The organism is Sphingobium fontiphilum, from assembly GCF_014196635.1.
GTDB classification, from domain to species: domain Bacteria; phylum Pseudomonadota; class Alphaproteobacteria; order Sphingomonadales; family Sphingomonadaceae; genus Sphingobium; species Sphingobium fontiphilum.
The window spans coordinates 68,942-88,213 of sequence record NZ_JACIEB010000003.1 but is presented as its reverse complement, the minus strand read 5'-3'; the positions used below and the strand labels follow the sequence as shown (position 1 = coordinate 88,213).

The following is a 19,272-nucleotide window of genomic DNA, read 5'->3' as shown; positions in this document are numbered from 1 at the left end:
ATCCGACCGAACGGCTTTGCCAGATGGAACGAGGCGCACTATCTGGGCAGGCATAGTTTTGTTTCCTTGCTGATTTTGTAGGAGCCGCCATCCCATGGACATCGCGTTCAGCCCGTCCCTTCCCGATAATGCCGATACGCTGGTCTTCGCCGTGGGGAAGGATGCGTTCGATGCACTGCCGCTGGCGGCGGCGGCGACGCTGGCGGCCGGGGCAAGCGCGGCGCGCTTTTCGGGCGATGCGGGCGCGAGCTTTGAAAGCTTTGTTGAGGAAGGCGGCCGGGTGGTGCGCGTTTTGCTTGTCGGGATCGGCGCTGGCGCGCAGGCCGATATGGAACGGGCAGGGGCCGCGCTGGTGGCGAAGCTGCTGGTGAGCGGCGCGACCCATGCCGCCGTCACCCTTCCCGCCGGAACAAGCGGTGAGAGCGCGGCGCATCTGGCGCTGGGCGCGCTGCTGCGCTCCTGGCGGATCGACACCTATCGCACCCGTCAGCCCGAAAAGGCGAAGCCCACGCTGGCCGCGGTAACGCTGGTGTCGGACAGCGCCGCCGCGCCGTGGGAACGCCTGTCCGCCGTGGCGAAGGGCGTCGCCTTCACCCGCGAACTGGTGTCGGAACCGGCGAACATCCTCTATCCCGAAAGTTTCGTGGAACGGTGCCGCGCGCTCGAATCTCTGGGCGTCAAGATCACCGTGCTCGACAAGGCGACGATGACGGACCTGGGCATGGGGGCGCTGCTGGGCGTGGCGCAGGGTTCGGTGCGCGAACCGCGCCTGATCGCCATGGAATGGGACGGCACGGGCGGCGCGCAGACCAGGCCGCTGGTCTTCGTGGGCAAGGGCGTGACCTTCGACACCGGCGGCATTTCGTTGAAGCCCGGCCCCGGCATGGAGGACATGAAGTGGGACATGGGCGGCGCGGGCGCCGTCGCGGGCGCGATGATGGCGCTGGCCGGGCGCAAGGCGAAGGCGCGGGTGGTGGGCATTTGCGGACTGGTTGAGAACATGCCCGACGGCAATGCCCAGCGCCCCGGCGACATCGTCACATCCATGTCCGGCCAGACGATCGAGGTGCTGAACACCGACGCCGAAGGGCGGCTGGTGCTGTGCGACGCCGTCACCTGGGCGCAGAAGACCTATGCGCCCGACACGATCATCGACCTCGCCACGCTGACCGGCGCGATCATCGTCTCGCTGGGCCATGAATATGCCGGCCTGTTCGCCAATGACGATGGCCTGGCCGATCAGTTGACCGCGGCAGGCAAGGCGAGCGGCGAGCCGCTGTGGCGCTTCCCGCTGTCCGACGCCTACAACAAGCTGATCGACAGCCCGATCGCCGACATGAAGAATATTGGCCCGCGCTATGGCGGCTCGATAACCGCCGCCCAGTTCATCAAGCGGTTCGTCGACGATGGCGTCAAATGGGCGCATCTCGACATTGCCGGCATGGTGTGGGCGGACAAGCCGGGCGCGACATGGGACAAGGGCGCGACCGGCTATGGCGTGCGCCTGCTCGACCGGTTCGTCGCGGACCAGTATGAGGGCTGATGCAGGTCGATTTCTATCAGCTCAGCCGCGACCCCGTCGACAAGGTGCTGCCCGCCATTGCGGCGCGCGTGCTCGACGGCGGCGGGCGGCTGCTGGTGGTGGCCGGGAATGATGATCGGCTGGCGGCCGTGTCGCAAGGGCTGTGGTCGGCGGGGCCGGAGAGTTTCCTTGCCCATGGCCGCGCGGGCGAGGGGCGGGAGGCGATCCAGCCGATCCTGCTGTCCCATGATTGCGAAGCGGCCAATGGCGCCCGGTTCGTGGCGCTGGCCGATGGCGTCTGGCGCGACGAGGCTCTGGCGTTTGAGAGGGCCTTTTATTTTTTCGATGCCGAAACGATAGAGGGCGCCCGCGCCGCCTGGCGCATGGTCAGCAAGGCCGATGGCCTGACCCCCCGTTTCTGGCGGCAGGACGGCCGCCGCTGGGTGCAGGGGCCATGATGCGCGGTTAACGCCCCTTGCAGGGGGCGGCCGACCCGTCTAAAGGCGCGCGCAATCCTTCCAACATCCTGGAGTTTGCGACCCTCATGGCCGTCACCCGCACTTTCTCGATCATCAAGCCGGACGCGACCCGTCGCAACCTGACCGGCGCCGTCACCAAGATGCTGGAGGAAGCCGGCCTGCGCGTCGTTGCGTCCAAGCGTATCCGCATGAGCCGCGAACAGGCGGAAGGCTTCTACGCCGTGCACAAGGAACGCCCCTTCTTTGCTGATCTGGTCGCCTTCATGATTTCCGGCCCGGTCGTCGTGCAGGTGCTGGAAGGCGAAGACGCCGTGAAGCGCAACCGCGACATCATGGGCGCGACCAATCCCGCCAATGCCGACGACGGCACGATCCGCAAGGAACTGGCCGAATCGATCGAAGCCAATTCGGTCCATGGTTCGGACAGCGAAGAAAATGCCGCGATCGAAATCGCCTATTTCTTCAAGCCGGACGAAATTGTCGGCTGACCGCCGCGACAACAGCAGCAAAAGGGGCCGGGGGCATTAGCCATCCCGGCCCTTTTTGTTGGTCATGGGGCTGGGAAATTTTCGCTCGCCCGGCGCGCGCGCCATGGATAGGCTGCCCCGGTTCAGGGAGGCGAGACATGCGCGTGATGGTGTTCGTGAAGGCGACCGACGACAGCGAGGCTGGCCATGCCCCCGAACCCTGGACCAGCGAAATGATGGCGGCGATGGGCCGCTTCAACGACGAACTGCGCGCGGCTGGCGTTCTGGCGATGGCCGATGGCCTGATGCCCACCGCTCATGCCAGGCGCATCGCCATTGACGGGACGAAACGCACCGTGATCGACGGCCCCTTCACCCCCAGCGGCGATCAGGTCGCGGGTTTCTGGCTGTGGGACGTGAAGGATATGGATGAAGCCATGGAATGGGCCATGCGCTGCCCCAATCCCATGCCGGGGCCGAGCGAGATCGAGGTCCGGCCCCTTTACGGCTAACGCTTCACGTCGCCTGCGGCGGCGCTTCGAACTTGTCGATCACCCAGTCTTCGGCCTGCGCGCCGCCGATCCATTCCTGCATCCATGGATGGGCGATGATCGCGCGCATATAGGATTCGGCAAAGCGGGCGACCGGCAGTTGATAGGTGATGAAGCGGGTGACGACAGGCGCGAACATCGCGTCGACCGCGCCGAATTCCCCGAACAGGAAATCGCCTTCGCCGCCGAAACGCGCCCGCGCCTCCGCCCATAGCTGCATGATCCGGGCGATGTCCTGCGCCACTGCTTCAGAGGGAGGCGCGGGCGGATATATCTGGCGGATGTTCATGCTGTGCTCGCGGCGCAGCGCGGCGAAGCTGGAATGCATTTCCGCCGCCATAGAACGGGCCATGGCGCGAGCGGCCATGTCGGCCGGCCAGAATTTGTCGCCGCCCGATTTTTCGTTGAGATATTCGACGATGGCCAGGCTGTCCCACACCACGATGTCGCCGTCCCACAGGATCGGCACCTTGCCCGACGATGGCGCGAACTCGTCGCCCTCGCGCCGCTTTTCCCATGCCTCGTCATAGAGGGGGACGGTCACCTCCTCGAACGGCAGGCCCGACAATTTGCAGGCGAGCCAGCCGCGCAGCGACCAGCTTGAATAGGCCTTGTTGCCGATGATGAGCTTCATGGGGGGCGGCTCCCTGCATGTTAAGGACCGCCGCTCCTTAGCCGGTGATGCGCCGCCGCGTCGAGGGGGCTTGTCAGGCGACGGCCGGTTCCAGCAGGCGGATCGTTCCCGTTCCCGAGTCTATTTCGGCGCGCACGCCCACGGGCAGGCTGAACTGGTCGGCGACATGACCGAATTGCGCGCCCTGCCATGCGGGCACGCCCAGCGGGGTCAGATGCTGGTCGAGCACCTGGCTGAGCGTGAAGCCGCCATAGGAGGGACTGGTCGACCGGCAACTGGCGCACTGGCCGAAAACGACGCCCGCCACCTTGCCCAATATCCCCGCCAGCGAAAGCTGCGTCAGCATCCGGTCGATGCGATATTCGGCCTCGTCCACATCCTCGATAAACAGGATCGCGCCAGTGAAGTCGGGCAGATAGGGGGTGCCGACCAGCGCGCTCAGCACTGTCAGGTTGCCGCCGATCAGCCGCCCGGTCGCCTGGCCCGGCGTGAATGTGCGGATGGAGCCGATGCGGGGCACGAGGCGATCCTCTTTCTCGGTCGGATTGCTGAAGGTCGGCATCGCCGCGTCAAAGGCGAGCGCGCGGAAAGCCTGCCAGGAGAAGGCGCCCCAACTGCTCGCCGCATTGGGGCCGTGGATGGTGGTGAACCCCGCCTTCGCCGCGAAGGCGAGGTGTAGCGCGGTGATGTCTGAAAAGCCGATCAGCAGCTTGGGATGGCGGCGGATCATGTCGAAATCCAGCCGGGGCAGGATGCGCGCGCAGCCCCATCCGCCGCGCACGGCGAACACGGCGCGCACCTGTGGGTCGGCATACATGGCGTTGACGTCGGCGGCGCGGTCCTCATCGGACGCGGCCAAATAGCCATAGCGCCCCGCCAGATGCGCCGCCGGTTTGGGAACCAGCCCCATGGCGCGGATCGCCGCCATCACGGTGTCAAGGTCGAACCGGTCGTCGGTAAAGCCCGCCGGCTCGATCAGGCCGACTGTATCGCCGGGGCGCAGCCGGGGCGGGCGCACCGGCGCGGGTATGGCCGCAAGGGCGGGCGCGGCGGGCAGGACGCTGGCGCCGAGCGCGGCGAATGCGCCTTTCATCATCATGCGGCGATTGAACATGGGCGCGGGCATAGCATCAACGCAGGGACAAGCGAATGGCGGGAATTACCCGGGCGGCGCATTCTCCCACCCGGATAGCTGGATCGCTCTGATGGCGACATGCTCGGCCCGGCACATGGCCAGGCTGAAGGGGCGGATCGAGGCATCGACCGGCGGCGCGCGCAACTGGCAGTCGCGCTCCATCCAGCGCCGCCAGCCCTGCTGAAGCTGGCCGATGCGGATTCGCTGTGCCGCATCGATCCGGCGCAGCAGATTTTCGGTTTGTCGCTCCAGCCCTCGCCGCCACGCGGCCAGCGCCAGCGCCGAACAATGGTTGCTGTCAAGCTGGCTCATCGGCGTCGCCGCTTCGCATTCGGCGAAGGGCCGCCGGATGCACGCCAGCCTGTCCGGCCCGACATTCGCGATACACTGTTCGACCGCCCGGTCGGCGGCGGCCGTTTCGTTCGGCGCCTGGGCCGGTGTGGCCAACGTCAGAAGAATTATTGCAGTCTGTGGCAATATTTATTCCCTGTTCGAAACAATAGATGGTTAACAATTGCTCAATTTTACTATTGAGATGTTTCGCCCTTGCCCCTAGACCCGATGTGGGTCGATAGAGTGGGGGGCTTTATGATCAGCTTCAATTCCTTGGGATCGGCCGCAGACTATACCAACGCCATTTATGGCATGGTCATCCAGTTCGAATCCAGCGGCACGGCCCGACTGACGCCCTATATCGATCCGTTCGATACCTATGCCACCATGGGCGCAGGGTTCAATATCGAAACCTCCACCGCCAATCGCAACGCCGTGTTCAACGCGCTCGGCATCGGCGCTGGGGAGACGGCGGTTCGCGCCAGCCTGACCAGCATCATCCAAAACGCCGCGACCACGGCCTCGCTCGTCAACCAGCTCAATGCCGTGATGGCCGAGCGCGCCGAAACCATCCCGGGCGCGCGCGCAACCTTCTCCTTCGCCGACGAAGCGGAAGTGCGGACGGTCTTCAACGTCATTGCGCCGCGCTATGAGGCGCAGGTGGATAACTGGCTTTCGGGCGTCGACGCCAATTCGCGCGAGCGGGCGGTGTTGTTCGACCTTGCCTACAACAATGCCGGCGTGTTGCTGGGCAACGGCCTGCGCACCGCCATATCGGACGGCAACCGGGCCGAAGCCTTTTTCGAGATTCGGTATGGCAGCAATGGCGGCGCGAGCGCCAGCAACGGCATCGCCAAGCGCCGCTATGTCGAATCCCATATTTTCGGCCTCTATGAGGATCTCAATCCCGATGACGGGGATGATGTCAGCCAGGCCGAAGCCTTTCAGGCTTTGCAGATGGCGACGCGGCGCGAAAACAAGGTCGCGCAATATGACCTGACCTATCAGGGCGGCTTCAACCTCGCCAATGCCGAACTGACCGCCATTGAAGCGCGGTCGCAGGATTTCGGCACGGTTGTGTCGACCATGAACCTGCTGACCCCGGCAAACCAGCGTCTGGTATACGACTTTGCCGATTTTGACCGGCTGTTTCCCGAAATTGCCGCCGCCGCGACGGTGCGTGGCAGCGCGCTCGCCGATTTCAGCCCCGCCAAGGTCTGGGTCGCGGCGCTGACGTCGGCAGCCTCGACGGAGGTCGCCGCGAACACGGTCGACCGGTCGGCCAAGAGTGATTCCGACCTGATCTTCGGCGGCCGCAATGTCGATGGAAGCGACAGCGGCCGGGCCGACACGCTGAAGGGCGGCGGCGGGGCCGACATGTTCGTGGGCGGCGGCGGCGCGGATGTGATGGACGGCGGGGCTGGCGAGGATACCGTTTCCTACCACGACTCTCCGGCGGGGATCGTCGTGTCGTTGCTCAGCGGCAATGCGACCGGCGGCGATGCGGCGGGCGACAGGCTGAGCAACATCGAAAATGTCATCGGCACCGCGCTTGCCGACCGGATCGCCGGCAATGGCGAGGCCAATATCCTGTTCGGTGGCGGCGGCATTGACGCGCTGAGCGGCGGCGATGGCGCCGACACGCTGATCGGCGGCGCGGCCAACGATACGCTGAACGGCGGTGCGGGTGACGATGTCGCGGTCTTTTCCGGCCAGTGCCCGGATTATGACATCAGCTATGATGAAACCACTGGCACATGGACGGTCGCGCATTTGCGCGGCACGCAGGCAGACGGCACGGACACGCTGACGGGCGTTGAATTTGTGCAATTCGGCGACAAGGTGTCCCGGCTGGAGGTCGGTCGCTCCATCTGCCCGACGGGTGGCGTCGACCTGGCGCTCGTGATCGACACGACCGGCAGCATGAGCGACGATATCGCCGCGGTCAAGGCGGCGGCGGCCAGCCTGATCGCCGATATTTTCGACGATCCGCTCTCCGGCGCCGATTCGCGCGTCGGAATTGTTGGCTACAAGGATCCGGGCGAAACGACGGCGATCCTGAATTTCACGGAACAGGCGACTACCGCCCAGCGCAAGGCGGCCGCACTGGCCGCGATCAACGGCATTTCGGTCGGCGGCGGCGGCGACATACCGGAGGGGGTATATTCCGGCCTTTACAGCGCGCTGTCCGGCGCCATCGGCAGTTGGAACATGGACGCCAATATCCGTCGCATCGTGTTGTTCGGCGACGCGCCGCCCAGGGATTTCGAGTTGCAGGCGCAGGTCGAGGCGCTGGCCCGCGACATCCTGACCGGCAGCGGCACCGCCATGCTGGGCAGCACCGTCAGAACCGATGGCGATGTGATGACCTTCGATTTCGAAACCCAGTCGGGCACAGGCCCGATCGTCAACCATGCCGTAGAAATCTACACTGTGCTGGTAGGGGCCGACGCGAGCGCGCTGAGCAGCTTCCAGACGATTTCCGACAATAATGGCGGGCTCAACATCATGGCCGCCGGCGCCGACAATGTGGTCGACGCCCTGCGCGAGGCTGTCGCCTCGCCCTATCTCATCACCGTGGAAGGCACCATCGACGCGGATGTGCTGGACGGCTCCATCGCGGGCGACCGCCTGCTGGGCCTTGATGGCGTCGACATATTGCGCGGCTATGGCAGCGACGACGCCTTGCTGGGCGGTGCTGGCGATGATGATCTGGACGGTGGCGCTGGCAATGACCGGCTGGAAGGCGGAACGGGCAACGACCGGATGTTCGGCGGCGTGGGCGACGACCTCTATATCGTCGATTCCACTGGCGACGTCGTCATCGAACTGGTGGGCGAGGGCGTCGATCTGGTGCGTGCATCGGTCGATTATCGCCTGACCGACAATGTTGAAAATCTGACATTGTCGGGGACGGCGATCTCGGGCATCGGCAACGCCCTTGGCAACCACATGGTCGGCAATGCGCAGGCCAATGTGCTGATCGGCGGCGGCGGTGGCGACACTATTGAGGGCGGCGCCGGCAATGATGTGCTGCGCGGCGATTCGGCGCCCGGCGCCATCCTCAATCCGGCGGGCAGCGGCAACAGTTCCATTGCGACGGCTCTGGCGCTGGGCGGCTTTTCGGACGCCTTCGACCCCAATATCGCCAACGCGACGACGCAGGGCCATGTGTCGATTGCGGGCAGCGGCGACGGCACGTTCAAATATTACAGCGTCACCATCCTGGCGGCGGGCGATCAGGCGACCTTCGACATCGATGGCGCCAGTTTCGACAGCTACATCCGCCTGATGGACGGCGCGGGCAACATCCTGGCCAGCAACGATGACGCGTCGACCGGCCTGGGCGGCGGCGGCAGTTCTTCGAGCCGCGATTCCTTCCTCAACGTCACATTTTCGGCTGCCGGAACCTATTATCTGGAAGTTGCGCAATATTCCCGATCAGCGATTGCCGCCGGCGCCAGCTTCACCCTGCAGGTGTCGCTCAGCAACGTCGCCATCGCGCCGCCACCGGCTGCCAGCTATGGCGACGACACGCTGATCGGCGGCGAGGGCGCCGATTTCCTGGATGGCGGCGCCGGTCGCGACAGCATGACCGGCGGCAACGGCAATGACAGCTATAGCGTCGATAACGCCTATGATGGGGTGATCGAGGAAGCCTTTGGCGGCATTGACGCCATTTACTCCTCGATCAGCTACAATCTGGCCGGGTCCAACGTCGAAACGCTGACCCTTGTCGGAGGGTCCAATATCAACGGCATTGGCGGCGACACGGCCGAAACGATCAACGGCAACAGCGGCAATAACCGCCTGCTGGGCAATGGCGGCAACGACACCCTCAATGGTGGCGAAGGCGACGACATATTGAATGGCGGCGCTGGCAACGACGCGATGGTCGGCGGTCTTGGCAACGACATCTATTATGTCGACAGCATCGACGATATTGTCACCGAACTGGCGGCAGAGGGCGACGACCAGATTTTCGCCTCCGTCAGCTACACGCTGGCCGGTCGGCATGTGGAGCGGCTGACCCTGACCGGGATCGGCGACTGGAGCGGCGCCGGCAATGATCTGGCGCAGACGATCATCGGCAATATCGGCAACAACCTCTTGTCCGGCTTTGCCGGCAATGACCGGCTGGAAGGCAGGGACGGCAACGACACGCTGGACGGCGGCGGCGACGCCGATGTGATGATCGGCGGCGCTGGAGACGACATTTATTATGTCGACAATCTAAGCGACTCCGTGGTCGAACTCGCCGGTGAGGGCAATGACACGGTTTACAGCGCCGTGAATTTCGTGCTCGGCCCGCAGCATGTCGAAAATCTGATCCTGATCGGCGCGTTCGCCACGAACGCAACCGGCAACAGCCTGGCCAACTCGATCACGGGCAACGAGCTTGCCAACCGGATCGACGGCGGCAAGGGCGCGGACCGTATGGCCGGGGGGCTGGGCAATGACGTCTACTATGTCGACAATGCCGGCGATGGCGTGATCGAGGCCTCGGGCGAGGGCACGGATATTGTTTACAGCTCGGTCAGCTTTTCGCTCGGCCCGCAGCATATCGAAAATCTGGTGCTGACGGGCACGGCGGCGATCAACGCGACCGGCAACAGCCTGGTCAACGGGATTCGCGGCAATGCGGGTAACAACAGCATCGACGGCGGACGGGGCGCCGACACCATGGCCGGGGGCCTGGGCGACGACATTTATTATGTCGACAATGTCGGCGACAACGTCATCGAACTGAGCGGCGAGGGCAGCGACACGATCAATGCTTCGGTCAGCTACAGCCTGCTCGGACGCTTTGTCGAACAGCTGAATCTGACGGGCGCAGGCAATATCGACGCGACCGGCAATGGCGGGGCGAATACACTGGCCGGCAACAGCGGCCATAACATATTGCGCGGCCTGGGCGGCAATGACGTGCTGACCGGCGGCGGCGGGCAGGACCGGTTCGTCTTCGATACCGTCGCGGGCGCTGGCAATGTCGACCGCATCACCGATTTTTCGGTCATTGATGACCTGATCCTGCTGGACAATGCGGTTTATGGCGCACTGGGCGCGCCGGGCGCACTTGCGGCGGGGGCCTTGCGTATCGGCACAGGCGCGGTGGATGCCGATGATCGCATCATCTACAACAGCGCCAGCGGCTTCCTGTTCTACGATGCCGATGGCGTGGGGGCGGCGGACCCGGTGCTGTTCGCCCGACTGACAGCCGGACTTGCGCTGACGCAGGCGGATTTTCTGGTCATCTGACGGGAAGAGGGGGGCGGGTCGATTGATCCGTCCCTCGACAGGCGACGGCGATGAAGCGCCGTCCGGCGTAAATCGCCCGATCCCGAAAATATCGTCTGGCTATGTGAGAGTTGGATGCCCGACGAGGATTCGAACCTCGATTGACGGAGTCAGAGTCCGTAGTCTTACCTTTAGACGATCGGGCATCGGTGCGAACCTTGGCCCGCACGGGTGGCCGCCAATAAGCGGGCTGGTCCAAGCGGTCAAGGGGATTCTGGCGCTTGGCCGGGGCTGGATCGACGGGCCGGTAAAAGGGGCCGGACAGTCAGTCGGCGGCCGGGGTCGCGTTCGTCGCAGGCGCCGTCGGCGTGGGAGCCAGCCGCACCGTTTCGTATCGCTGCGGGCGCGGCTGGACCGCCGCCCGCGCCACCGGATTGCGCGCCCGCATACATTGGCCCTGAACGGCGCGCGGCGTCTGGGCGCAATTCCACAGGGCGCGTTGCAGACCCGTCCGGGCATCGTGGATATAGGCGAAGGCCATGGCGTCCAGCGCCGCGTCGCTCAATGGGAAGCCCGTCGGCGCAGCCGTTCCCGCCCGCCAGGCCATGATCCGGCATTCGCCCCGCCCCGCGCAGAATGTCTGGGCCAGCGTCGGCCATTCATCGGGCGTCGCGCCGCGCGACAGTTCCAGCAGGAAGCCGCGCCCCTGCGGCGCGATGGCGATCAGCCGCCCTGCGCCAAAATTCTTGCCCAGCGAATCCGCGCCGATGGCCTGTTGCGGCCGGGCGGCCAGTTGCGCCGCGCCGGTCGGCACGGGACTGGCGGCGGGCAGGCCGACCGACGGCGTCGCTTCGCCCCTGTGCGCCAGCGCGAATTTGGCGATGCGCGCGATCAGCGGCTCATTGCCCGCTTCCCGCCCGCGAAAGGCGGCGGGCGTGCCCCACCAGCCGCGCCAGCGGAAGAAGAGGTGGGTGCCGACCGCCGTGATCTTGTCGAGATGGCCGCTCCAATAGGGGACGACCCAGTCGGTATGATAATGGGTGGCGGTGCCGACCGGATCGAACACTCGCCCGCCCAGCATTTCGCGAGCGATCAGCCGGGCGCGGTCCCAGACGGAGGGCGCGGGCAAGCGGGCGAGCGCGCCGTCGCAGGTGAAGGTGAACTGGCACCCGGTGGCGCGTTCCTGCCCCTGGAACACGACGCCGCACACCGTCTTGGGGAAGGCGGGATGACGAACGCGGTTCAGCACCACCTGCGCCACCGCCCGCTGGCCCACAGGGTCGTCGCCCGCCTCGTAAAGCTGCGCCGCCGCCAGACAATCGATCGCGCGGGCAAGGTCGCTTTCGTTCCCTGAAAAGAGGAAGGGGCGGGCGGGGGGATTGGGCGCGGTCGAAAAGGGCACGGCGGCGTTGACGCTGCGCGCCCGGTCGGTCGCCAGCGGCAGAATACGGACCGGCTCTACCGGGGGCGGGGCCGCGCGGGAGGGGGCGTCCGGCCCGGCCTTCGCGAGGGTGGCGGGGGCATGGCGGCCGCCCTCCACCCCGGCGACGAGCGCGGGCAGGCCGACGAACATCGCCAGCGCGAAAAGCCAGCCGGTCCAGCCCGGCCGTTCATCCCGCGTCGCCGTCATGCGGCTTGCTTATTCCGGCAGGAAATCGGGCACCGACAGATAACGCTCGCCCGTGTCATAGTTGAAGCCCAGCACCCGGCTGCCCGCAGGCAGTTCAGGCAGTTTCTGCGCGATGGCCGCCAGCGTCGCGCCGGAGGAAATGCCCACCAGCATCCCTTCGCTGCTGGCCGCGCGGCGGGCATAATCCTTCGCATCGGCGGGATCGACCTGAATGACGCCATCGAGCAGTTGCGTGTGGAGGTTTGCGGGGATGAAGCCCGCGCCGATGCCCTGAATGGGGTGCGGGCCGGGCTGGCCGCCGCTGATGACCGGGGACAGGGTCGGTTCCACGGCAAAGACCTTGAGGTGCGGCCAGGCGGATTTCAGCGTCTGCGCCGTGCCGGTGATATGGCCGCCGGTGCCGACGCCCGTCACCAGCACGTCGATGGGGGTGGCGGCGAAGTCGGCCAGGATTTCCTGCGCGGTCGTGCGGGTGTGGACGTCGATGTTGGCGGGGTTTTCGAACTGTTGCGGCATCCATGCGCCCGGCGTCTGCGCCACCAGTTCCAGCGCGCGCTCGATGGCGCCCTTCATGCCCTTTTCGCGCGGGGTGAGGTCGAAACTGGCGCCATAGGCCAGCATCAGCCGCCGCCGTTCGATCGACATGCTTTCGGGCATGACCAGAACCAGCTTATACCCCTTGACCGCCGCGACCATGGCGAGGCCGACGCCGGTATTGCCCGATGTCGGCTCGATGATGGTGCCGCCCGGTTGCAGATCGCCTGACGCCTCGGCCGCCTCGATCATGGCGAGGGCGATGCGGTCCTTGATCGATCCGCCGGGATTGGCGCGTTCCGACTTGATCCACACCTCGGCGTCGCCGAACAATGTGTTGACGCGGATATGCGGCGTGTTGCCGATGGTTTCCAGGATGCTGTTGGCCTTCATTGTACATTCTCCTTGGGAACGTCCGCCGCCCTTATGTCGGGTGGGTCGAAGCTGCGTGCAAGGCGCAATTCGGGAAAGAGTCGCGCCCAGATGAGGGTGATGACGATAGCACCGACGCCGCCGCCGATCACGGCCGCGATGGGGCCGACCAGCGCGGCCAGAAAGCCGCTTTCCGCCTCGCCCAGTTCATTGGAGGCGGAGATGGTGAGTTGCGACACGCTTGACACCCGGCCGCGCATGGCGTCGGGCGTGTGGAGCTGGATCAGCGACTGGCGGACATAGACGGAAAACATGTCGGCGCAGCCCAGCACGACCAGCGCGCCCAGCGCCATTTCCATGGCGATGCCGCGCGGCGCGAAGGCGGTGAGGCCGAAGACGATGGTGGCGACGCCAAAGACGATGACCGCGCCCAGCATCTTCAATCCGACCTCGCGGCGCAGCGGGCGGAAAGAGAACCAAAGCGCGGTCACGCCCGCGCCGACGCCCGGCGCGGCGGCCAGATGGCCAAGGCCGCGCGATCCGACCAGCAGGATGTCGCGGGCATAAATGGGCAACAGCGCCGTCGCCCCGGCCAGCAGCACGGCGAACAGGTCCAGCGTGATCGTCGCCAGCACCAGCCGATTGGAACGGACATAGGCGAAGCCGTCGATCATCTGGCGGATCGGGTGGCGGCTGGTGTCGCGGGGCGGCTGCGGCACCGGCCCGATGGTCAGCATCGCGACCAGCGCGGCGGCGAACAGGCAGGATCCCAGCGCGTAGGCGCCCCAGGGCTGCGCCGCATAGGCGTATCCGCCCAGCGCCGGGCCGGAAATCATGCCCAGCTGCCAGGCGACGCTGGATATGGCGATGGCCTTGGGCAGCGCCTCGCGCGGGACCAGATTGGGGGCGAGCGCGCTATAGGCGGGGCCGTTGAAGGCGCGGGCGATGCCCATGACCGCCGCAATGCCGAACAGCAGCGGCAGGCTGACCCAGCCGTCATAGGTTGCGAAGGCCAGCAGCCCTGAGGCGGCGGTCAGCATGGTCAACGTCAGTCGGACAATATGGCGGCGGTCGAAATGGTCCGCGACCCAGCCGGTGACGGGCGTCAGGAAGAAGAGCGGCACGAACTGCGCCAGACCGATCAGCCCCAGTTGCGCGGCGGCGGCCGACTGGTCCATGGTTTCGCGCGCGATATTATAGGCCTGCCACCCCAGCACGATCATCATCGCATATTGCGCCAGCACGGCTGAAAAGCGGCCGATCAGATAGGAACGGAAGCGGCCGACGCGCAGCGGGTGGGGGGCAGGGGATGTCATCGCCACCCCTTTAGACCCGGCATCCGGGCGGCGGCAATGGCATGGGCGGCGGCGCGCGCGCAGGCTTTCTTGCCGCCACCCTTGTGCAGATTGTCAGGTCCGGCTTTGCGCCGGACGGAGGAACGGCATCAGGCTGCGGCGAACAGGTCGGGGTCGATCGCCATCAGCGCCTCTGCGCCGCCCTCGATCTTGCGGCGTAGCGCGCCTGCGTCGGGCATGATGCGCTCGGCGAAATAGCGGGCGGTCGCTAGTTTTGCTTCCAGCCAGGCCGTGTCGCCTTCCCCCGCGTCGATCAGCGCGGCGGCGGCGCGCGCCATGCGCAGCCACATCAGGCCGGTGGCGACGATGCCCAATATGTGCATGTAATGATGCGCGCCCGCCCCGGCGTTGTCGGGGTTCGTCATGGCGTTCTGCATCAGCCACATGGTCGCGGCCTGCAATTGCCCGGTCGCCTTTTCCAGCGCCTCGGCAAAGGCGGCGACCTGTTCGACGCCCCTGGCTTCGGCGATTTCGGCGGCGACGATCTTCAGCAGCGCCTGGAGCGCGCGGCCGCCATGGGCAGGCAGCTTGCGGCCGATCAGGTCCATCGCCTGCACGCCGTTGGTGCCTTCGTAAATCTGCGCGATGCGGACGTCGCGCACATATTGTTCGACGCCATTTTCCCAGATGTAGCCATGGCCGCCGAACACCTGTTGGGCGGCGACGGCGACGTCGAAGCCTTTGTCTGTGCCATAGCCCTTGATGACCGGGGTCAGCAGGCCGATCAGGTCGTCGGCCAACTGGCGTTCTTCCTCGGTCTCGGCAGCGTGGGACAGGTCGACCTGAAGCGCGCCCCACAGGATGAGCGCGCGCAGCCCTTCGGTCAGCGCCTTGGCGTCCATCAGCATCCGGCGCACATCGGCGTGGACGAACAGCGTGTCGGCCTTTTCCTCCGGCTCCTTCGGCCCGGTCAGGGCGCGGCCCTGCCTGCGCTCGCGGGCGTAGTGCACGGCGTTCTGGAAAGCGACCTCGCCCTGCGACAGGCCTTGCAGGCCGACGCCCAGCCGCGCCGCGTTCATCATGATGAACATGGCGGCCAGGCCCTTGTTTTCCTCGCCCACCAGCCAGCCGGTGGCGCCGTCATAATTCATCACGCAGGTCGCGTTGGCGTGAATGCCCATCTTGTGTTCGATGGAGCCGCAGGACACGGCGTTGCGGTCGCCCAGCGACCCGTCGGCGTTGACCATGAATTTGGGCACGACGAACAGCGAAATGCCCTTGCTGCCCTCCGGTGCGTCGGGCGTCTTGGCCAGCACCAGATGGATGATGTTTTCCGCCAGGTCATGCTCGCCCGCCGAAATGAAAATCTTCGTGCCGGTGATCTGGTAACTGCCATCGCCCTGGGGCACGGCCTTCGTCTTGATAAGGCCGAGGTCGGTGCCGCAGTGGGGCTCGGTCAGGTTCATCGTGCCGGTCCATTTGCCCGACACCATGTTGGGGACATAGGTCGCCTGCTGTTCCGGGCTGCCCTTGGCCAGCAGGGCGGAGATGGCGCCCGACGTCAGCCCGAAATACATTTCGAACGCCTGGTTGGCCGACGACATATATTCGCCCAGCGCCGTCGCCAGCAGCATGGGCAGGCCCTGTCCGCCAAATTGTTCGGGTGCGTGCAGCGTCGTCCAGCCGCCCTCGACATATTGGTTATAGGCGGCCTTGAAGCCAGCGGGCGTCGTCACCGACCCGTCGGCATGGCGGGTGCAGCCTTCGCGGTCGGCGGGCAGGTTAAGGGGGAACAGCACTTCGGCGGCGACGCGGCCGCCTTCGGTCAGGATCGCTTCGACCATGTCGGGCGTGGCGGCGGAAAAACCGGGCAGGTTGGCATAGCGCTTCAGCCCCAGCACATGGTCAAGGATGAAACGGGTGTCGCGCACGGGGGCGGCGTAAACAGGCATGATCTTCTCCGATATTTATATTCTGGGCGTTTGGGCAACACCGCCGCTATTGCTGCTCGATCGCCATCACAAATTCGGACAGTTCGGCGATGGCGGCGTCGATGTCCTGCTTCTGTTGTTCCAAAAGGGCGATGCGCGCGCGGCATTTCTCCACAGTGACGCGGCGTTGCGCCTCATGTTCCTCATCCGCATCATAAAGGTCGATCATCTCGCGAATGTCGGACAGGCTGAATCCCACCCGCTTGCCGCGCAAGATCCACGCCAGCCGGGCGCGGTCACGGCGCGAATAGATGCGGCTGAGGCCTTGGCGTTCCGGCGCGATCAGCCCTTCATCCTCGTAAAAGCGCAGGGCGCGGGCGGTGACGCCGAACTCTTCCGACAGGTCGGAAATGCTGTAGTGCTGGCGGTCGCGGTGATCGGGCAGTTCGATGCCCGCAATGCTCGTGCGTTGATCCATGCGGTGAAATTTAGTTGACGTTTACGTGCGCGTCAAGATCGAGGTTTTCCATTTGAACAGCCCTTGCGGCCGGGGCCGGGCGCTTATTCGACAGGGAGCAGGCCGGGATCGATGCCGGTCATCGTCGCCGATATGTCCCACAATCGCCTTGCCTGTTCGACATTGCGCGCCCTTTTCGCGCGGCGGGCGATGGCCGAAGGACCGCGCATCTCGCGCAGTTGCTGCGGGCCGTAATATTCGCCGGGGATGACATCGGTCGCGGCGGCGGCCTGAAGCGTCGGCCATGCGCCCATCGCCGCGCTGTTCAATATCGGGCGCAGCAGGGGAAGGCCGATGCGGGTGATGAGCCGGTGCCGCCCAAGGTCCGTGACGGCGACGCCCGGATGGCATCCCAGCGCGATCACCGGCGATCCGGCGGCGCGCAGGCGGCGGTCCAGTTCGAAAAGGAACAGGATGTTGGCCAGTTTGCTGTCGCAATAGCGCTGGGTCGCGCCATAGCTTTTGTCCGCATTCAGGTCGTTCCAGTCGATCCGGCCATATTTGTGGGCGAGGCTGGCGGTGATGACGACGCGGCTGCCCGCCGTTTGCGCCAATTTGGGCAGCAGCAATGCGGTCAGCGCAAAACAGCCCAGATGGTTGACGCCGAATTGCAGTTCAAATCCGTCGCGCGTGTGGCCGAGCGGCGGGATCATCACCCCGGCATTGTTGACCAGCGCGTCGATGCGCGGTTCCGCCATGGCGAGCGCGGCGGCGTCGCGGATGCTGGCGAGATCGCCCTGATCGAGCGGTATGAAGGCAAGGTCCGCGCCGGGGGTTTCGGCGGCGATCCGCGCCATGGCGTCGCGGGCGCGGCCCTCGTCGCGGCAGGCGAGCAGTATACGGGCGCCCCGCGCCGCCAGCGCGCGGCTGGTTTCGAAACCAAGGCCCGCATTGGCGCCGGTGACGATGAAGCATTTGCCCTGTTGCGAAGCCAGGTCGGCGGCGGTGAAGCCAGTCATGGGGTCCGCTCCTTGAAGATGATCGCGCCATAGGGGGGCAGGGCGCCCGGCTCCGCCCCGTTCACCGCCAGCACCACCGCGCCCGCCGGGACGATCGCGCCGGGCCAGTCGATGGCCTCGCGCGACAGGTTGAAACAGCACAGCAGGCTTTCGCCCTCGGCCCGGCGGCGGAAGGCAAGGCAGGCGTCGTCGACGACCAGCAGGTCGAGCGCGCCACTGCGGAGGGCCGGATGGGCGTTGCGGATCGCCAGCAGGATGCGGGTGAAATTGAGCAGCGATCCTTCGTCCGCCTCCTGCCGGTCCACCGCGCGGCCCAGATTGTCCTCGCCCAGCGGCAGCCATGGAAGGGCGTCGGTGAAGCCAGCCTCCACGGCATCCGTGGCCCAAGGCATGGGCGTGCGCGCGCCGTCGCGCGACAGGGTGAGGGGCCAGTTGGCGATGGCTTCGGGGTCCTGCAACCGGTCGAAGGGAATATCGACCTGGGTAATGCCCAGTTCTTCGCCCTGATAGAGGATGATGTTGCCGCGCAAGCAGGCGAGCAGCATCATCTTCATCCGGGCAAAGGGCGCGCGATCGACCGGGCGGCACCAGCGCGACAGGGCGCGGGGCGCGTCATGATTTTCGAACGCCCAGCTTGGCCAGCCGACGCCCGGTTCGTCGGGCCAGCGTTCCACCGTATCCGCGACCAGCGCGGGCGTCAGCGCGTCGGCATAGAGGAAGGTGAAGCCATAGGCGCTGTTGAGCCGCGTCTCGCCCGCCGTATAGGCCTTCATCTCCTGCTCGGCGAAGGCGCCGCCGACCTCCGCCACGGTGAAGATCGCGCCATAATCGTCGCACAGGGCGCGGATGCGCTCGATGAAGGGCACGACGTCGGGGTGCGACTGGCTATATCGCTTGATCTGATAGTCGAACGGGCGGGTGCGGACCGACCCGTCATCGGGCGCGGGCGGATTGTCGCGCAGTGCGGGATCGTGCATCGCATGGTTGAGCGCGTCGAGCCGGAAGCCATCGACGCCCCGGTCCAGCCAGAAGCGCATGACGTCCAGCAGTGCGTCCTGCACCGCCGGATTGTGCACGTTGAGCTGCGGCTGGCTGCTGAGGAACTGGTGCATATAATATTGCCGCCGCCGCGCGTCCCATGTCCAGGCCGGGCCGCCGAACACCGACTGCCAGTTGCTGGGCGGCGTGCCGTCCGCCTTCGGATCGGCCCAGACGAACCAGTCAGCGCGTTCATTGTCGCGGCTCTGGCGGCTTTGCGTGAACCAGGGGTGCAGGTCCGACACATGGGCATAGACCTGATCAATGGTCACCTTCAGGCCCAGTTCGTGGGCGCGGGCGACCAGCGCGTCGAAATCCGCCAGAGTCCCGAAAATCGGGTCGATGTCGCAATAATCGGCGATGTCATAGCCGAAATCGCGCATGGGGGAGGTGAAGAAAGGCGAGATCCAGATGGCGTCGACACCCAGCCGCGCGACATGGTCCAGCCGGGCGGTGATGCCCGGCAGGTCGCCGATCCCGTCGCCATTGCTGTCCTGAAAGCTGCGCGGATAAATCTGGTAGATGGCGGCGCCTTTCCACCATGGGGTATCGGCGGTCTTGTGCGTCACCATGGCGGCGGTCCTGCTTGATCGTGGCGTGCGCACGCTGGCACAGACGCGGGCGCGGGTGAAGAGCG

The 19,272-nt window shown here is 65.9% G+C and carries 15 protein-coding genes and 1 tRNA gene; 5 read left to right on the top strand and 11 right to left on the bottom strand.

Features of this window, described 5'->3' with window-relative positions; all coding sequences use genetic code 11:
• Positions 1-94 precede the first annotated feature (94 nt).
• The 4 genes from GGR44_RS07420 to GGR44_RS07405 all read left to right on the top strand — a co-directional run bounded on the left by GGR44_RS07420 (position 95) and on the right by GGR44_RS07405 (position 2,980).
• Positions 95-1,543 (top strand): leucyl aminopeptidase, encoded by a 1,449-nt coding sequence (locus tag GGR44_RS07420; RefSeq protein WP_183954955.1) that lies wholly within the window; start codon positions 95-97, stop codon positions 1,541-1,543.
• Positions 1,543-1,980, top strand: a complete 438-nt coding sequence (locus GGR44_RS07415) for a DNA polymerase III subunit chi (protein ID WP_183954954.1) — start codon at positions 1,543-1,545, stop codon at positions 1,978-1,980. Before GGR44_RS07420 ends, GGR44_RS07415 begins: the two co-directional genes overlap by 1 nt.
• Before the next feature lie 86 nt (positions 1,981-2,066).
• Complete coding sequence (gene ndk / locus GGR44_RS07410; protein ID WP_183954953.1) at positions 2,067-2,489, top strand: nucleoside-diphosphate kinase; 423 nt, start codon at positions 2,067-2,069, stop codon at positions 2,487-2,489.
• A gap of 137 nt (positions 2,490-2,626) precedes the next feature.
• A complete protein-coding gene (locus GGR44_RS07405) occupies positions 2,627-2,980 on the top strand; it encodes a YciI family protein (RefSeq protein ID WP_183954952.1) in 354 nt (117 codons plus the stop codon).
• Positions 2,981-2,984: 4 nt separating this feature from the next.
• Here the strand turns inward: GGR44_RS07405 and GGR44_RS07400 are convergent, their stop codons facing one another.
• The 3 genes from GGR44_RS07400 to GGR44_RS07390 all read right to left on the bottom strand — a co-directional run bounded on the left by GGR44_RS07400 (position 2,985) and on the right by GGR44_RS07390 (position 5,235).
• Positions 2,985-3,653 carry a glutathione S-transferase family protein gene (locus GGR44_RS07400; RefSeq protein ID WP_183954951.1) on the bottom strand — a complete coding sequence of 223 codons (669 nt, stop codon included), beginning with the start codon at positions 3,651-3,653 and terminating at the stop codon, positions 2,985-2,987.
• A gap of 73 nt (positions 3,654-3,726) precedes the next feature.
• Positions 3,727-4,767 (bottom strand): S66 peptidase family protein, encoded by a 1,041-nt coding sequence (locus GGR44_RS07395; RefSeq protein WP_183954950.1) that lies wholly within the window; start codon positions 4,765-4,767, stop codon positions 3,727-3,729.
• Between the two features lie 45 nt (positions 4,768-4,812).
• Entirely contained in the window at positions 4,813-5,235 is a 423-nt protein-coding gene (locus GGR44_RS07390) for a lysozyme inhibitor LprI family protein (protein ID WP_183954949.1), read from the bottom strand.
• 141 nt (positions 5,236-5,376) lie between these two features.
• Between GGR44_RS07390 and GGR44_RS16840 the strand changes: the two genes are divergently transcribed.
• On the top strand, positions 5,377-10,380 hold the full coding sequence (locus tag GGR44_RS16840; protein ID WP_183954948.1) for a beta strand repeat-containing protein: 5,004 nt from the start codon (positions 5,377-5,379) through the stop codon (positions 10,378-10,380).
• A gap of 111 nt (positions 10,381-10,491) precedes the next feature.
• Here GGR44_RS16840 and GGR44_RS07380 read toward each other — a convergent pair.
• The 8 genes from GGR44_RS07380 to GGR44_RS07345 form a co-directional block, all read right to left on the bottom strand.
• A tRNA-Gln gene (locus GGR44_RS07380) sits at positions 10,492-10,565 on the bottom strand.
• Between the two features lie 119 nt (positions 10,566-10,684).
• The gene (locus GGR44_RS07375; RefSeq protein ID WP_183954947.1) at positions 10,685-11,989 is read right to left on the bottom strand and encodes a cell wall hydrolase; all 1,305 of its coding nucleotides are present in this window, start codon (positions 11,987-11,989) and stop codon (positions 10,685-10,687) included.
• 9 nt (positions 11,990-11,998) lie between these two features.
• Positions 11,999-12,916, bottom strand: coding sequence for a cysteine synthase A (gene cysK / locus GGR44_RS07370; RefSeq protein ID WP_183954946.1), 918 nt, complete (start codon positions 12,914-12,916; stop codon positions 11,999-12,001).
• Positions 12,913-14,211, bottom strand: a complete 1,299-nt coding sequence (locus tag GGR44_RS07365; protein WP_183954945.1) for an MFS transporter — start codon at positions 14,209-14,211, stop codon at positions 12,913-12,915. The genes cysK and GGR44_RS07365 overlap by 4 nt, the downstream gene beginning before the upstream one ends.
• Positions 14,212-14,339: 128 nt before the next feature.
• Positions 14,340-16,142, bottom strand: a complete 1,803-nt coding sequence (locus GGR44_RS07360) for an acyl-CoA dehydrogenase C-terminal domain-containing protein (protein ID WP_183954944.1) — start codon at positions 16,140-16,142, stop codon at positions 14,340-14,342.
• A 46-nt stretch (positions 16,143-16,188) separates the two neighbouring features.
• Entirely contained in the window at positions 16,189-16,599 is a 411-nt protein-coding gene (locus GGR44_RS07355; protein ID WP_183954943.1) for a MerR family transcriptional regulator, read from the bottom strand.
• Positions 16,600-16,682: 83 nt separating this feature from the next.
• The gene (locus GGR44_RS07350; protein WP_183954942.1) at positions 16,683-17,597 is read right to left on the bottom strand and encodes an oxidoreductase; all 915 of its coding nucleotides are present in this window, start codon (positions 17,595-17,597) and stop codon (positions 16,683-16,685) included.
• On the bottom strand, positions 17,594-19,207 hold the full coding sequence (locus GGR44_RS07345; protein ID WP_183954941.1) for an alpha-glucosidase: 1,614 nt from the start codon (positions 19,205-19,207) through the stop codon (positions 17,594-17,596). Before GGR44_RS07345 ends, GGR44_RS07350 begins: the two co-directional genes overlap by 4 nt.
• Between the last annotated feature and the right edge of the window lie 65 nt (positions 19,208-19,272).